The organism is Gammaproteobacteria bacterium (assembly GCA_016200485.1).
In the GTDB taxonomy this organism is placed as follows: Bacteria; Pseudomonadota; Gammaproteobacteria; order Tenderiales; family Tenderiaceae; genus JACQEP01.
The window spans coordinates 45,621-62,315 of the sequence record JACQEP010000005.1 but is presented as its reverse complement, the minus strand read 5'-3'; the positions used below and the strand labels follow the sequence as shown (position 1 = coordinate 62,315).

Sequence of the window (16,695 nt, the reverse complement as noted above, 5' to 3'; positions counted from 1 at the left end):
TGGCCTTAATACCACCATTCCAGATAGACCCAATAAACCAGGGCATTCGACGGCGCCAAAATCACGCCAAGACGCGCAAAATCAAGGAACGAGACACTCACTCCCTGCCGCTCCGCATGCTGGACCATGATGACATTACTGGCAGCCCCCAGGATCAAGAGATTGCCGGCGATCGTACTGCCTGCGGCCAGCGCCATCAGCGCTGCTTCATTAGCTCCCAATTCATGCAACAGCGGCAAATACAACGCTACCCAAGGGACGTTCGAGATCAGTTGGCTGCCGATCATGCTGAACCCCAGCACCGCCGGAATTGCCGTGAGATCCGTGTTCTGAGCTGAGATAAATTGCTGGAAGAAACCTGTTTGCCAGACGGCGTTCATTAAGACAAACATTGCGGCAAAGAAAATCAGGGTTCGCCAATCCGTCTTACGTAACAACTCACCTCGCCGTGAACTCAGCATCAACAACGGCAGGGCGCCGCCAATGGCAATCCAGCTCAGGCGGAATCCTTCACTCCCGGCCATCACCAGACTAATCTTGATCACAATTAATATCATGATAATCCACAGCGACAGTCTGACCCAACGCGCCAGTGCGGGATCGATCAACGTCGCCTCGGCGTGAACCAGCGGATGCGGCCGGAATTGCTCGCGCCAGCGCCAACGTAGCACGGCATAACACAACAGCAGGTTGATCAGTGTCGGGATCGCCAACGCGCCGAGGAATCGGGTAAATGGCTCCGGCATTCCGCCTTGTATCGCAATCAACAGATTCTGCGGATTACCGATCGGGCTCATGACGCTACCGATGGTCACCGCAAATGCAAGCGTCAACAGTAACAATTTGGGATCGAGCCGATGTTCCCGCGCCAATTTGATCGCCAGCGGGGTGCCAATGATGGCCAGCGTATCATTCATTAAAATCGCCGACATTAAGCCCACGCCGAACAACAGTGTCAGTATTAACGTATCAACCCGTTGCACCCGGCATAGCCAGCGATCTGCCAGGACGTAGAGATAACCGCTGCCCACCATTGCCTCGCCGACCACAAACATCCCGCACAGAAACACCATGACATCGAGATCGATCGCTGCCAGTGCAGCACGAGGTCCGATGCTGCCAGTCACCAGCATAGTTACCGCACCCAGGGTCATCGCCAGCCACATCGGCACGTGTAACTGACCGATACGCCGGGCAGCAATTAACAGGAACACAATTACCAATACAAGAAAAGGGACATTAATAGCCATGCGTGATCTTAACCACGGGGTTCACCAAAAAAATATCGGCCCAATGCCCTCTCCTCTAGCTAATGGAGTAAAATCCTGCGCCGATCCTACTATATGACACCTCATCGCAACATATAACCGGAGCCCGGCGCCCGTGCAGTGGTTTTTCACAAAACGCGCCCGATCGCGCCCGTATTCGCGGCGCCCCGAGATCGATCGTTCGCTACGCCATTCCATTAAGGATGGGGTGGCGTATTCGGTAATGTCGGGCGCGGGCGAAGCCTATTTGTCTGCCTTTGCCCTACTGTTAAAAGCCACGCCTGGGCAAATCGGCTTGCTTGCTGCGTTGCCACATCTGACGGCCTCCATCGCGCAATTGGTTTCGGCCAGCCTGGGACATAAATTCGGTCAGCGACTGCGCATTATCCTGTTTGGCGCCAGCCTTCAGGCCTATAGTTGGTTACCGCTGATTCTGCTCCCCATCGTCTTTCCCGACTATGCCATACCACTGATGATCGCTTGCGTCGTGATTTACTATTTCGGCCTCAATCTGGCGACGCCACAATGGAGCAGCCTGATGGGAGAACTTGTGCATCGACGCCGCAGAGGGCGCTATTTTGGTTATCGCACCCGCCTGGCCAGCATCACCTCCTTCATCGCGCTGGTGTGTGCCGGTCTGATCCTCCACTTTTTCGATCACTACGGTCTGGCGCTCGTGGGTTTTGTCACCGTATTTTTAATTGCGATGTGCGCGCGCTTTGTCTCGGTGTACCACCTCAAGCAATTATACGATCCACCGGGCCATGTGGCAGCATTGGAGATTCCGAGCTGGCGCATCTGGGGCCGGCAATTCGTAAACTCACCGTTTGCTGTATTCTCACTCTTTTATGCGCTGATGCAATTTTCCACGGCCATCGCCTCGCCGTTTTTCACGGTGTATATGTTGCGTGATCTGCAATTCAGCTATTTTCAATTCACTATGAATGCTGCGATGGTGGTACTGGCGCAATTCCTGACTCTGAATTGGTGGGGCCGGATTGCCGACGCGCTGGGTAATCGCCTGATCCTGGTCAGCACCGGTGCCTTGATTCCATTTTTCCCCGCGCTGTGGACCCTTTCCACCGAACACTGGTACATGATGCTGCTACAGGCAATGGGCGGTTTGGTTTGGGCCGGCTTCAGTCTCAGCGCCAGCAATTTCATCTATGACGCCTTGCCCGCACAGAAACGGGTCACCTTGATGGCCTTGCACAATACCCTGGCCAATATCGGCATCTTTCTCGGCGCCCTGCTCGGCGGCTACCTCGCCACCCAATTGCCTACGGATTTTGAAATCGCCGGCCACCACGTCACCTGGATCAGCGCCTTCTATGGCGTATTTCTGATTTCCTCCAGCTGCCGTTTGCTGATCGCCATCATCTTCCTGCCACGCCTCAAAGAGGTACGCCCGGTAAAACCCATGCCCGTCAGCCAGCTGATCTTTGGCGTCGCCCGCTTCAACGCCATCTGGGGTCTGTTCTTCGATGTGATCGGCAACAAGAAATCGAAGTAGCTGCAGCCAGTGGGTGGCAGCCGCCTTTTGCTCGAGTGGCTCCACCCCACCGCGGGTATGCACGGGCACCTGTGCGGGGAATTTGGGGCACGGCGCGCCGTGCCCCTACTGGGGCGGCGACTTCATCTGTCGAATCAGGTATCCTAATACCCTATCGCCATGACCACTTAAAATAATTTTTCGATGAATAGATGGATATTCCTAGGGTTGGCACTCTGCCTAGCCCCACTGCCTGCTTCTTGCCTGGACTATGACTGGGCCGCGCATTCAATGCCGCTCGAAACAGCCGTCGCCCTGAATGATGATACCGCAGCATCCGCCGAGCTCCCGCCTGGCACCCCCAAAGTCACTGGCCTTAAGTCATTGCCTGACAATAACCGCATTCTCTCCAACGGCATGGTCCTGTCGATTCCCGAACAAAGCGACTCAGCTGGCCTCTGGCTGGACACAAAATTATTCCTGCTCTACCAAGTGGGTGTGGTGACCGTTCTTTATTTTAGCCCCGAGAGCGTTTCCAAATGGAGTACCCAGCAGAAGAATGGCAACCCATTTCGCAAATGGAATGATAATGTCAATAGTCTTCGCCGCGACCATGATCGCTGGGAAGTCAACTACATCGGTCACCCTTACTTTGGCGCCGTTTACTATACTCGTGCCCGTAATCGCGGTTTTAGCCGCGAACAGTCGTTGGGTTACGCCACCGCCATGTCCACGCTCTACGAATATGGTATCGAAGCCATCTTCGAACCCGCCTCGGTTCAAGATTTGATATTTACCCCTGTCGGCGGCGCCGTGCTGGGCGAATACTTCATGATTGGCCGGCAAAAAATCCTAAACAAAATCGACGCCACCGGCGAAAAAACGTGGACTGACAGTGTAGCCTTATTCCTGATCGACCCTTTGGGCGCCGTTAATAAAAGCGTCTTACGCACCTTTGGTAAGCAGTCGAGTCTGGATGTCTTTCCGACCGTGAGCCCCGAGAGAGGTGTCGCCGATAAGTCGATACACAATAATATAGGAGTCGTGGGATTACTCCAATGGTAAAGGAGCCATAATGGTCCGTGCCCTGATCCTGTTTTGCCTGACGGGTATCTTGAATACTGCTTACGGCAATCTCCTCACTGATCAACCCACGCCCTTTGCCATTCGCAACCAAAATCCATTTATTCAAATTTACGGCCTGCCGCCAATGGAACCGGCCACAATTACACCATCGCAGCACCTTCATACCCAGCTGATCTTCGACCTTGCCAATAATTCAATACTGAACGACAGCGCCAATGAATCAATTTCGCTCGATGGCGAATCCTATCGTCTGGGCTTGACATTTCGTCGCGGGCTCGGCGATCAGCGAGAAATCGGCATCGAAGTCCCGATCGTTGCCCACCACAATGGCATGCTCGATAATTTCATCGAAGGTTGGCATCGCACCTTCGGTCTCAGTAACACCGAGCGCAACAAAACACCGAGCAATGTCCTGGACTACAGTTACCGCCGACAGGGCCAGGAGTTGGTCGCTATCCGCACCAATCGTGAAGGGCTCGGCGATATTCGCCTCTTTGCGGCCAGCGGACTCTATCAAGCCTCTGACCAGCGCCGTGAAGTCACCCTCCGTGGTAGCCTGAAACTTCCAACGGGGAACAGCCAACGACTAATGGGCAGCGGCAGCACTGATATTGCCCTCAGCGTGAATGGCATCGATCGCAACCTCAGTGCCCAACGCATCACGACCTATGGCCAGCTCGGCCTGTTAGCACTCAGTGACAGCGACATCCTGCCCACGCAACAACGCCATTGGGTGGCTTTTGGCGGCCTTGGCCTCAATTGGCATGCACTGGCCTCCATCGACCTCAAGGCACAACTTGACGGCCACACCCCTTTCTACAAAAGCGAACTCGCACAACTCAGCGCCAGTTCCCTACAGCTCACGGTGGGAGGGACGATCTATACTGGCCGATCCACCTCGCTCGATCTCGGCGTTGGTGAAAATCTGTTCTCCGACACCACGCCTGATTTCCTTGTAAATGTTACGGTATCTCATCGCTATTAATTTACAATTAATTAACCCGGCGCCATTGTCAAATATGTCGATTTCAAATAAAGTGAGCCGAGCGTTTGTTTTGGGAGAACCGTACTCATGATTACTATCGATTTCATCACCAACATGGTGATCGGTGTCGCCGCTGTAGCGTTGACGCTGATGGTTGTTCTGGTCGTTCAGATCTATCGCAGCGATAAAAGCGACAACGCGTAACCAAAAAGGCGGTATCCCCGCCTTTTTTATTGTCTTGAACATAGGGGCATTTACATCATGCCTGACAATTCACTCGCCGCTTCTCGTAAATCGACCCAATCGTTTGCATCCATTTGCAACTCAAGCAGCACCTGAGGCTCCATCCGTTTCCACATCAGTCTCGCGCGCCAGCTGATCGGCAGCATCAATACCCCCCAAGCTCCGGGCCGTCGGATCGGTGTTAACCCGGCGGCCATTTCATGGACCGCCCACCCAGTACGTGGAGATGGATGTGAAACACGGATTGTCCGGCATCGGCATTACAGTTCATCACTGTGCGATAACCTGAAGCCGCAATACCGTCCTGCTCAGCAACCTGCTTGGCAGCCAAGTAGAGACGGCCGACCAGCTCAGCATCGCCGTCACACAAATCGTTCACCGTACTGATGTGACGTTTGGGTATGACCAGCACATGGCTAGGGGCTTGTGGCGAGATGTCACGAAAAGCCAGCACGGCATCATCTTCATACACCACCTTGGGCTTGATCTCGCCAGATGCAAATTTACAGAATAAACAATCAGTCATGAATTACTCCTCATAATAATTATCACTAGAGACGACCACTGGCCACAGACCCACTCGCTGACTATACTGACTCATTAAGCTCGTCATTTTGAGTAAAATTCTAGCCGCTGTCATAAAACTGCAACAAATTGTTAACACAATCGTAACGAAAACGGCAGAGAATGCTTCACCGTACAGCGGGAAAACGATCCCGCATCGTAGACCCAACCAAGCCTTAATTTTAAGGAGTATTAACGTAATGAAAGCTTCCAAATTGTTGACCCTCTCAGCCCTGGCTGCCGCCGTGAGCCTGACGGCAAATGTAACATTGGCATCGGTCGATGCGCAGATTCCCCAATACAAAAAGGCCAGTGGTGTGGCCGGCAATCTGTCCAGCGTCGGCTCGGACACCTTGGCCAACCTGATGACACTCTGGACCGAAGATTTCAAGCGTTTTTATCCCAATGTCAACATTCAGGTGCAGGCTGCTGGCTCCTCGACCGCACCGCCAGCCCTGACTGAAGGTACCTCCAACTTCGGCCCAATGAGCCGGGCGATGAAAGACAAGGAAATTCAGTCCTTCGAGGACAAATATGGCTACAAACCCACAGGCATTCGGGTAGCCATCGACGCCCTGGCAGTATTTGTGCACAAGGACAACCCGATCAAGGGTCTGACCGTGCCCCAGGTAGATGCCATCTTCTCCGCCACCCGCAAGTGCGGCTACGCCAACGATGTCACCAAGTGGGATCAGCTTGGTCTCAGCGGTAGCTGGAGCAATCGCAACATCCAGTTGTTCGGCCGTAACTCTGTCTCCGGAACCTACGGTTACTTCAAAGAACATGCACTGTGCAAAGGCGACTTCAAGAACACTGTCAACGAGCAACCGGGTTCTTCCTCGGTAGTACAGTCAGTGAGCGCCTCGGTTAACAGTATCGGTTACTCCGGCATCGGATATAAGACTGCCACTGTGAAGGCGCTGCCTTTGGCCACGAAGGAAGGCGAAGCCTTCGTCGAAGCTACCGAAGAGAACGCGATCAGCGGCGAGTATCCGCTTTCCCGTTATCTCTATATCTACGTCAACAAGGCCCCGAACAAGCCATTCTCACCCATGGAACTGGAGTTCCTGAAGATGGTGCTGTCCAAGACGGGACAGGAGCAGGTCGAGAAAGACGGTTTTATCCCGCTACCAGCCAAAGTTCTAGAAAAAGAACTGGCCAAATTGAAGTAATCTCAACATCAGTCTGACCTACCGGTCGAGCCCCGCCTAGTGCGGGGCTTTCTTTTTTGGCCGCGCTTACCCTGGTAGCGAGCGCCTTTGATAAGCTAAAGGAATTCAATCAATAAAGGTCGGGCTACATGCAGTTTGCACCCTTTGCTATCTCGCGGTTACCACGCATCATCTTTGGCCGGGGCCGGATTAAAGAACTTGCGACCCTGGCTGCCAACCATGGACGCAAGATATTGCTCGTCACCGGCGCCCGTTCGTTGCGCGCCACTTCACATTGGCAAACGTTGATCGATGACCTGCAACAATGCGGCATGGCTTGGCCTCGCCACTGGGAGCCTTTTTCCCAATCCCGCATGGCGTGGTCTGGCACGTTGGTGACAAAGGCCACTGAGATCAACATCGCCGCCCTTAAACAACGCGCGCCACAACATGCCAACAGTCGCGGCAACAGCATGTTAATCAATCCCATCGTACTTAACGACGACGAGGTAACACAGATTGTCCTCGCCCGTATTTAGGTATTGCAAAACATCATGCGTCATCGCTCTCTTCGGCAGCACACTGCTGCCGAATCAAAATGCGGCGGCGCAACTATTGCCAAAATGGGAACTGGGTGCCGGTGTTACTGCATTGCATCTGCAAAATTATCGCGGCTCAGCGCATGACAATGATTATTTACTTCCCTTCCCTTACCTCGTTTACCGCAGCGAACGGATAAATTTTGCCGACGGCAACCTGCAAGGTTTTTTGTTCCGTTCACCTGATTTAAAACTCGATATCAGTCTCGCGGGCGGACTGCCGGTCAGCAGTGACCGCAACAATGCACGGGCCGGCATGCCCGATCTGGCGCCCACGGCTGAGTTCGGACCCTCGCTATTGGCACGCCTATGGAATCATCCGGAAAAACGGGATAGCGTATGGCTGGGGCTGCCATTACGCTCGGTATTTTCAATTGGCGATAGCGGCATCAATCATCAGGGCTGGGTATTTGCGCCCTATATTGAATACAAGGCCGAACACTATAACAGTAATGAGTGGAGCTTCACCGCCAGCATCGGTCCCTTATTCGCCAACTCCCCCTATCACGATTATTACTACTCGGTGGAGCCCCAGTATGCGACAACGACTCGCCCTGCTTACGACAGCCCCGGCGGTTATAGCGGCAGCCGTATCACATTGGTGACTCACCATCAATTTGGCTCCCTCAGATTCTCTGCCTTTGCCCGTTTCGATACCCTGCAAGGTGCGGCGTTTCACAACAGCCCCCTGGTCGAACGCGACAGTTACCATATCTTCGGCATCGCGCTGACCAAGATTTTGCTCATTTCTGAAAAACGGCTAGAAATACCCTGAGAAGATTTCTAAATTGTCATATTCTGGTAACAATATTAAATTTTAATGACCACCAGATAAATAACCTGTGGAATTACCATGTCAGCCAAGATATTAGTCATCGACGATGAACCCTCGATTCGGGAAATGGTACGCTTTGCGCTGGAACGTAGCGGCTATGAAATCTATGAAGCCGGTGACACCCGTGGCGCCCAATTACAAATTGCCGAACATCGCCCCGACCTGCTCCTGCTCGACTGGATGCTGCCCGATATGAGCGGCGTCGATTTTGCCCGCCGACTCAAAAAGGAAGCCGATACCGCCGAATTACCGATCATCATGCTCACCGCCCGCGCCGAAGAAGACGATAAAATCCGCGGCCTCGAAAGTGGCGCCGATGACTACATCACCAAACCTTTTTCGCCAAGAGAGCTGATGGCCCGCATCAAAGCAGTGCTCCGCCGCCTGCCTGGCCATGGCCAGAACAAGTTGAATGCGGAAGGACTGGAGCTAGACCTTGAGAGTCATCGCGTCACCGCCAAGGGGCAAACCGTGGAACTGGGACCCACGGAATTCCGCTTGTTACAGTATTTTATTTCGCATCCTGACCGGGTTTATAGCCGTACCCAGTTGCTCGATCAGGTCTGGGGTAGTAATGTCTACGTCGAAGAACGCACCGTCGATGTCCACATCCGACGGTTGCGTAAAGCCCTGGAAGAAAGTGGTTATGACCGTTTCATTCAAACGATCAGAAGCGCCGGTTACCGGTTTTCGACGCGAGGAAACGATTGATCAATCCCTGGACAAGTGAGCTGTTCCGATTAGCGGGCTGGGTTGCCGTTGCCACCTTCATCGGCGCCCTTTTTGGACGCTCTACATTAGCCGCCCTGATTGCCATCACCCTTTATCTAGCCTGGAGTCTGCGGAATCTGCGCTATCTTGAGCGCTGGCTCGAATCACGTGGTAAAGCCACCCTCCCCAGCAGTCGCGGTATCTGGGCTGAAGTCTTTGATCAGCTCTACCTCTTGCAAAAACGCGCCCGTGAACGGCAAAAACGCCTGACAGGTTATCTAAGCCGCTATCAAGAATCGACCTCGGCCATGCCGGATGCCACGATCGTCTTGAACGATCTTGGTCAAATCGAATGGTTTAATCCCCCCGCGCAACAATTATTTAACTTGCACAACCAGAAGGATCGCGGTCAATACATTGGTAATTTGATCCGTAATCCTGCGTTCAACAATTACCTGGATGCAGGAAATTTTTCATCGCCGATAGAAATCCACCCGTTAGGTAATGAACAGGAATTTGTCTCCATCCGTATCGTTCAATTTGGCCAGAACCAACAATTATTGATTGCCCGTAACATCACCCGTATTCGCAAACTTGAAAATATGCGCCGTGATTTCGTCGCCAATATTTCTCATGAATTACGCACCCCACTGACAGTCCTGAATGGCTATCTTGAAACCATGCAAGATGACAGCGATGATGCGCTCAAACCTTGGCGCAGATCGCTGCAATTGATGCAGCAACAAACCTCGCGCATGGAAAACATCGTCAAAGATCTACTGGTGTTAACGCGCCTGGAAACAGAGCCCACAGCACAGGAAACCAGCGATGTTCATGTGCCAGCCATCCTGAATCAAATCCTCCAGGATGCGCTGGCCCTGAGCGGCGATCAGCACCATCAGATTTCGCTGGACGCCGATCCCTCGCTTGAATTGCGCGGTGTGCCTAATGAATTACACAGCGCCTTTTCAAACCTGATCTTTAATGCCGTACGCTATACCCCCGCCCAGGGACGCATCAATATTCGCTGGTATCGTGACAGCAGTGGCGCACACCTGACGGTTCAAGACACTGGCATCGGCATCCCGGCCCAACACATTCCACGCCTGACCGAACGCTTTTACCGCGTCGATACCGGACGTTCACGCGAGACAGGCGGCACCGGTCTGGGCTTGGCCATCGTTAAGCACGTGCTGCAGCGTCATCAGGGACAGTTACGCATCGTTTCGGTCATCAATCAGGGCAGTACATTTAGCTGCGATTTTCCCAACAGCCAGATCTCTTCTGTTTTAGATTCCAGCGCGGAAAAAATCCGCTCGCATTCGTAACATGGCGGCACGTGGACATTTGACGGAGGGGTGATTCATGAATCACCCCTACCCATATTCCTGGGAATTGAGCCCCAAACAAGCCATCGCCTTGCAAAAGGAATTGGCCGCAAATATCATCACCCATGATTGCTTTCCTACACCAGCTACCGTTGCCGGCGTTGATGTTGGCTTTGAAAATAACGGCACCATTGCGCGCGCCGCTGTTGCGATACTCAGTTTCCCCGAATTAAACCTGTTGGATTATGCAATCGCCCGCCGCCCAGCCACATTCCCCTATATCCCCGGCTTGCTTTCGTTTCGGGAAATACCGGTAATACTTGATGCCCTCAAACAGATACAGCGACTACCCGAACTGATCCTGGTGGATGGCCAAGGATTGGCGCATCCGCGGCGCTTAGGAATTGCCTGCCATCTAGGACTCTGCACCGATATCGCAACTATCGGTGTGGCAAAAACACGTCTTGTAGGCATCCATGTTCCTTGCCCTGAACAACGCGGCACATGGACTAAATTAATCGACAAGGGAGAAATCATTGGCGCTGTATTACGGAGTCGCGCCGGTACTAAGCCGTTGTATATTTCCATTGGCCACAAAATCAGCCTGGCAACAGCGATTCATTATGTGATGGCCTGCACCACCCGTTTTCGATTACCGGAAACCACACGCTGGGCACACCGTTTGGCATCAGGTACAACAGTACCACCTCAGATCAAACATAACCGTAGGGGCGATTCATGAATCCCCCCTACTACACCCAATTAGACTGACGACGAGATTTAAACCGAGGCAATATCAGACCCGCCACAATTCCAAATAGAAACACCCCTCCGCCAGCCAAAAACCATTTCTGCACTTGATTTTTTTTAAACTCGCTCGACTCCAGCCGCAACTTAGCCAGTTCCGTCTTCATCGCTGTATTTTCACTGCTCAAATTTTTATTTTTATCTTCCAGCTCCATTGGGCGTGCGGCAAGCTCCTTGATTTGAGCATGTTCCTGCTCCATCTTGGTCTTTTCTGCAACAATCCGCTTTTGATCCTGGGATAACTGTTTGGCTTCACGGTTAACTTCTGCCAACGAGTCTTTAAGCTTTTTGTTTTCTGCCGCCAGCTGTTCCAGCTTCTTGCTATAGTCATCAACCAAGCTGCGAGCGACCGGTTTTTCACTGAGATACTGATTCCGGACCCACCCATCCAAGCCCTCTTTAGTCCGGACATGGGTAAATTCACCATCGACCTCAATGACCTCCAGCACCATGCCCGATGACAAAGACTTCACCACCTTGAATGAATCGCCTTTGCCCGCACGCAATGTGATTACCAAATAATCGCTGACATAGACATCGGCCGCATATACTGGCGGTAATGCAAAACCGAAGATCAACAAGGCAATTAACGAATAACGCATTGAATACATGCCTCTCTAACCAGTCATTCCATGGCCTACCCCTTTGTTACAAGCGTCCGACCCCAGGGGTATCACTCAGCTTATCGTCCTGAATCAAGTATCCTTTAGATTCATTGGCTTATCAACTCACATATAAAAAATATTGTTTTGTAACAAAACTGTAATAAATGATAGGTAACATTGCCGGAAATTTGACCCGAAACGTCCCCTATGGCCACTGTATTACCGCCCAGCGATTCTCCAGCCGCAGCCCGGCGCCGGTTACAACGCCGAATCAAGGACTTGCTGGCCAAGTATTTTATTGGCATTGGTGGCATCGCGGTCATTGCCGCCATCCTACTCATCTTCTTTTACCTCGCCTATGTGGTCTACCCCCTGTTTATTCCGGGTGAAATCGAATCCCGGGGCCACTATCCCGCGCCCGGCAGCAATCCACAGTCCGCTACCCTGGCACTGGGGCTGGATGAACAAAACGAAATCGGTTTTCGTGATACTCAAAGCGGAAATGTCATCTTTTTTGAAGCTGTAACCGGCAAGCTCATTTTGGAACAGGCGTTGCCTATTCCTGCCAACACGACGATTACCAGTTATGCCGCCAGTTCGCCAGACTCGCAAGTGACGGGCTATGCCCTATCCGATGGCCGGGTAATTGTTACGAAACGCGCTTTCTCCACCAGCTACGCCGACAACACGCGCACAGTCACTCCTGCCATGGAGTTTCCTTTAGGCGATACGCCGATACAAATTGCCCCACACGGGACATTCATTAAAACCCTGGCTGTCGCCGAGGGGGACGAAAACTCCGTCATTGCCGCCGCGACTGACAACAATCAGTTAATCGTCTACTTTATCACCCGAGAAACCTCATTTCTCGACGAAAGCACAACAATCAAGGCAACAAGCCATACTTTTGAAAACCAACCGGCACCCATTACCCATCTCCGAATTACAAAGGATTTGAAATCACTCTATTCGGCAGATGCCAATGGCCAAATCTCAAGCTTTAACATCAGCAATCCAGATTCTCCTGAATTGATCAATCGTGTCTCGGTCACTAGTCAGGGCAGCAGCATCACCAGTCTGCGCTTCCTTACCGGCGATATTTCATTACTGGTAGGAGACAGCAATGGCTGGATCACACAGTGGTTCCCGGTGCGGGATAGTAACAATATTCACAATCTGACCAAGATCCGTTTGTTTAAAGTTGGTAATAACTCCGTGGACGCCATTGCGCCAGAACATAGCCGTAAAGGATTTATCGGCGGCGACAGCAACGGCGATATCGGTATCTTCCATGCCACGGCCAATCGCACCATCCTGCAAGAAAAGATCAGTGATGCGCCGATTCGCTATTTGGCAGTGTCGCCTCACGCCAACGGGATGCTGGCAGAAGATGCCAACAATCAAGTGTATTTCTATCACGTACACAACGAACACCCAGAAGTTTCCTGGTCTTCGCTCTGGAACAAAGTCTGGTACGAAAATTACGACAAGCCCGATTACATCTGGCAATCTTCCTCCGCCAGCAACGATTTCGAACCGAAATTCAGCCTGGTTCCCATCGCGTTCGGCACACTGAAAGCTGCCTTCTATGCCATGTTATTCGCTATCCCGCTGGCATTGATGGGGGCAATATACACCGCCTATTTCATGACGCCCAAATTGCGCGGCACCATCAAACCCACGATCGAGATCATGGAAGCGCTGCCAACGGTCATTTTAGGATTTATGGCAGGATTGTGGCTGGCGCCTTTGCTCGAAAATTATTTGCCTGGCGTATTCACGTTATTGATATTGTTACCGGTTACGATCTTGGTATTCAGTTTCAGCTGGCATCAATTGCCACGCAACATACGTGCAACCGTTCCTGATGGCTGGCAACCGGCACTACTCATTCCAGTCATTCTGTTGGCGGGTTGGCTGGCGTTTGCTATGAGCCACACGATTGAAGGTTGGTTCTTTGGTGGAGACATGCGAGCCTGGCTCGACACTGAATTTGGCATGAAATTTGACCAACGCAATGCCTTGGTGGTGGGCATTGCCATGGGCTTTGCCGTGGTTCCGGTCATTTTCTCTATTGCCGAAGATGCCATCTTCAGTGTACCTAAACATCTGACCAATGGCTCCTTGGCCTTGGGCGCAACCTCATGGCAAACCCTGACCCGCGTTGTGCTGCTGACCGCAAGCCCCGGCATATTCTCTGCGGTAATGATCGGCTTTGGCCGCGCTGTCGGTGAAACCATGATTGTGTTAATGGCGACAGGCAACACGCCGGTGATGGATTTAAGTATCTTCCAGGGATTACGTACGCTATCGGCCAACATCGCCGTTGAAATGCCGGAATCCGAAGTGAATAGCACTCACTACCGGGTACTATTCCTAACTGCGTTGGTACTTCTGATATTCACTTTTATCTTCAACACCATTGCCGAAATCGTTAGACAACGGCTACGGAAAAAATATAGTTCACTATAATGAAAAGCTGGATAAAAAGTGGTGCACCATGGGTCTGGCTAACGGCAGCTGCGGTTAGCGTTTGTATTATCGTCGTGATCGGCTTACTAGGCTTGATCGCCGTGCGTGGCATGGGGCACTTCTGGCCATCCGACGTCATGATGGCGAATTATCAGGAACCCGGACAATCTTCAATTCGCATCATTGGTGAAGTGCATACTCGCGAATCGGTCGCCATCGAACGGGTTGCCGACAGTGGCATCCACCTCGACACCAAAGACAAAATGATCACCCGTTATCTGATCAAGACCGGAAACCGCGATGTTTCCGGCCAGGATTTCAGGTGGATGGTCAAACCACTGCTCACCGACCGCACCTTCCCCGCCAATTTGATGACTGTCGAACGGGCTGAGTGGGGCAATTTTTACGGCTTCCTGCGCACCGTCATGGAAAACCATCAAGTAGTTGCCAATGGTGATGCCGCATGGCAGGAACTTCAATCGCGCATTGCACGCGCCGAAGACCTGCGTCGCCAGATACGCAGCATCGAAAGGGGCGAGTTAGGCACCATCAATGGTCATCTGGAGCGCTTACGCCTGGATCAGCGTAAGCTTGAAATCAATGGCGAGAACACACCAGAGCGTTTGGCACTCATAGAAGAAGAACGCACTGAGCTGCGCCAGCAATATGAAAAACATGAAGCACAACTTGCCAAACTTTATACAGAAATTGGCCGCGATAGTTTCCAGGTCGAGGTCATGGATGGACAAGTGGTTGAGATCCCCGTCTCCAAAGTCATTCGCGCCTATTTGCCGAATGCGATGACGCCTGTCGACAAAGCCTCATTCTATGCCATGAAGGTATGGGAATTTTTAAGTGAGGAACCGCGCGAAGCCAATACCGAAGGCGGCATCTTCCCCGCCATTTTCGGCACCGTTATTCTGGTGTTGATCATGTCACTGATGGTCACCCCTTTTGGCGTCATCGCAGCCGTTTATTTACGTGAATACGCCAAACAAGGCCTTCTGACTCGCCTCGTCCGCATCGCCGTCAACAATCTCGCGGGGGTTCCTTCGATTGTTTACGGCGTCTTTGGCTTAGGTTTCTTCGTCTATTTCCTGGGCGGTTCGGTGGATGCATTGTTCTTTCCCGAAGCGGCGCCCGCCCCCGTGTTCGGCACGCCGGGCATGTTGTGGTCCTCAATAACCCTGGCGCTACTCACTGTGCCTGTTGTCATCGTTGCCACTGAAGAAGGTTTGTCGCGTATCCCACGCTCGATCCGCGAAGGTAGCATGGCGCTGGGCGCGACTAAGGCTGAAACACTCTGGCGTACCGTGATTCCGATGGCCAGCCCGGCAATCATGACGGGCATGATTCTTGCCGTCGCTCGTGCTGCCGGTGAAGTCGCACCACTGATGCTGGTGGGCGTGGTGAAATTGGCGCCATCGCTACCCATCGATTCGATCCCCCCTTACCTGCATCTGGATCGCAAATTCATGCACCTGGGCTTCCATATCCATGACGTCGGCTTCCAGAGTCCGAATATCGAAGCGGCACGACCGCTAGTTTACGCAACAGCATTTTTGCTGGTGCTGGTGGTGATCGTACTCAATCTGGCCGCGATCGCCATACGTAATCGTTTGCGCGAGAAATACCGCGCCATGGAACATTAATTTTTTGTGACATAATCAGACAATGGATAACACCATGAATCCCAGCCAAACGCCACGCACTCACGCCATTAATGCCGAGTCACTCGGCAAAGACCGGCGCCGCGAGAAATTAGAGCCCGCCGACACGGTGCTCGAAACCAAGGATTTGCGCTTGTTCTATGGTCAGAAAGAGGCTCTCAAGGGCATCAACATGACCATCCCAAAAAAACGGGTGACCGCCTTTATCGGTCCCAGTGGTTGCGGCAAGTCAACGTTGTTGCGTTGTTTTAATCGCATGAATGATTTGGTGGATGACATCCGCATCGAAGGTCAAATCCTGCTCGACGGTGAAAATATCTATCGCAAAGGTGTGGATGTTTCCAATTTGCGGCGTCGGGTTGGAATGGTGTTCCAAAAGCCCAATCCCTTCCCCAAAACAATTTATGAAAATGTGGCCTATGGCCTGCGTATCCAAGGCGTGAATTCGCGCCGTGTACTGGATGAAGTCGTGGAAAAATCATTACGTAGCGCCGCCTTGTGGGACGAAGTTAAAGACCGTCTGCATGACAACGCCTTTGGCCTGTCCGGTGGTCAACAACAACGTCTGGTCATCGCCCGTGCCGTGGCTATCGAGCCGGAGGTACTATTATTGGATGAACCCGCCTCGGCGCTAGACCCAATTTCAACGCTCAAGATCGAAGAATTGATTTATGAATTGAAGTCGACTTATACCATTGTCATCGTCACTCATAACATGCAACAGGCAGCACGTGTGTCCGATATCACTGCTTTTATGTACATGGGTGACCTGATTGAAATAAACGACACCAACACCTTATTCACCAACCCAGCCAAAAAACAGACCGAAGATTACATCACCGGTCGTTATGGTTAATTGAATTAAGCCTTCGCTAACGG

General features: G+C 52.2%; 15 protein-coding genes. 12 read left to right on the top strand and 3 right to left on the bottom strand.

Annotation, left to right across the window (positions count from 1 at the left end):
* Positions 1-5: 5 nt before the first annotated feature.
* A complete protein-coding gene (locus HY272_02660; GenBank protein MBI3771592.1) occupies positions 6-1,250 on the bottom strand; it encodes an anion transporter in 1,245 nt (414 codons plus the stop codon).
* A gap of 133 nt (positions 1,251-1,383) precedes the next feature.
* Between HY272_02660 and HY272_02655 the strand changes: the two genes are divergently transcribed.
* From HY272_02655 to HY272_02645, 3 genes are all read left to right on the top strand, one after another.
* The gene (locus HY272_02655) at positions 1,384-2,781 is read left to right on the top strand and encodes an MFS transporter (protein ID MBI3771591.1); all 1,398 of its coding nucleotides are present in this window, start codon (positions 1,384-1,386) and stop codon (positions 2,779-2,781) included.
* 270 nt (positions 2,782-3,051) lie between these two features.
* Positions 3,052-3,825, top strand: coding sequence for a DUF3943 domain-containing protein (locus HY272_02650; protein MBI3771590.1), 774 nt, complete (start codon positions 3,052-3,054; stop codon positions 3,823-3,825).
* Between the two features lie 10 nt (positions 3,826-3,835).
* Complete coding sequence (locus HY272_02645) at positions 3,836-4,831, top strand: DUF3187 family protein (GenBank protein MBI3771589.1); 996 nt, start codon at positions 3,836-3,838, stop codon at positions 4,829-4,831.
* 424 nt (positions 4,832-5,255) lie between these two features.
* Here the strand turns inward: HY272_02645 and HY272_02640 are convergent, their stop codons facing one another.
* Positions 5,256-5,600: a histidine triad nucleotide-binding protein gene (locus HY272_02640; protein ID MBI3771588.1), complete on the bottom strand. Its 345-nt coding sequence runs from the start codon at positions 5,598-5,600 to the stop codon at positions 5,256-5,258.
* 238 nt (positions 5,601-5,838) lie between these two features.
* On the opposite strand from HY272_02640, the gene pstS reads away from it, so the two are divergent.
* From pstS to nfi, 6 genes are all read left to right on the top strand, one after another.
* Complete coding sequence (pstS, locus tag HY272_02635; GenBank protein ID MBI3771587.1) at positions 5,839-6,810, top strand: phosphate ABC transporter substrate-binding protein PstS family protein; 972 nt, start codon at positions 5,839-5,841, stop codon at positions 6,808-6,810.
* Positions 6,811-6,938: 128 nt separating this feature from the next.
* Entirely contained in the window at positions 6,939-7,328 is a 390-nt protein-coding gene (locus HY272_02630; protein ID MBI3771586.1) for an iron-containing alcohol dehydrogenase, read from the top strand.
* Positions 7,309-8,163, top strand: a complete 855-nt coding sequence (locus HY272_02625) for a MipA/OmpV family protein (GenBank protein MBI3771585.1) — start codon at positions 7,309-7,311, stop codon at positions 8,161-8,163. The genes HY272_02630 and HY272_02625 overlap by 20 nt, the downstream gene beginning before the upstream one ends.
* A 78-nt stretch (positions 8,164-8,241) precedes the next feature.
* Positions 8,242-8,934, top strand: coding sequence for a phosphate regulon transcriptional regulator PhoB (gene phoB, locus HY272_02620; protein MBI3771584.1), 693 nt, complete (start codon positions 8,242-8,244; stop codon positions 8,932-8,934).
* Entirely contained in the window at positions 8,931-10,262 is a 1,332-nt protein-coding gene (phoR, locus tag HY272_02615; protein ID MBI3771583.1) for a phosphate regulon sensor histidine kinase PhoR, read from the top strand. The genes phoB and phoR overlap by 4 nt, the downstream gene beginning before the upstream one ends.
* Positions 10,263-10,299: 37 nt before the next feature.
* A complete protein-coding gene (gene nfi, locus HY272_02610; GenBank protein MBI3771582.1) occupies positions 10,300-11,004 on the top strand; it encodes a deoxyribonuclease V in 705 nt (234 codons plus the stop codon).
* A 10-nt stretch (positions 11,005-11,014) separates the two neighbouring features.
* Here nfi and HY272_02605 read toward each other — a convergent pair whose 3' ends face one another.
* Positions 11,015-11,671, bottom strand: coding sequence for a TIGR04211 family SH3 domain-containing protein (locus HY272_02605; protein ID MBI3771581.1), 657 nt, complete (start codon positions 11,669-11,671; stop codon positions 11,015-11,017).
* A 210-nt stretch (positions 11,672-11,881) separates the two neighbouring features.
* Between HY272_02605 and HY272_02600 the strand changes: the two genes are divergently transcribed.
* Genes HY272_02600 through HY272_02590 form a run of 3 tightly spaced genes read left to right on the top strand, consistent with a single transcriptional unit; the run spans position 11,882 to position 16,672 of the window.
* Positions 11,882-14,146, top strand: coding sequence for an ABC transporter permease subunit (locus HY272_02600; protein ID MBI3771580.1), 2,265 nt, complete (start codon positions 11,882-11,884; stop codon positions 14,144-14,146).
* Positions 14,146-15,798 carry a phosphate ABC transporter permease PstA gene (pstA, locus tag HY272_02595; GenBank protein MBI3771579.1) on the top strand — a complete coding sequence of 551 codons (1,653 nt, stop codon included), beginning with the start codon at positions 14,146-14,148 and terminating at the stop codon, positions 15,796-15,798. The genes HY272_02600 and pstA overlap by 1 nt, the downstream gene beginning before the upstream one ends.
* Positions 15,799-15,832: 34 nt before the next feature.
* The gene (locus tag HY272_02590; protein ID MBI3771578.1) at positions 15,833-16,672 is read left to right on the top strand and encodes a phosphate ABC transporter ATP-binding protein; all 840 of its coding nucleotides are present in this window, start codon (positions 15,833-15,835) and stop codon (positions 16,670-16,672) included.
* The last annotated feature ends 23 nt before the right edge of the window (positions 16,673-16,695 follow it).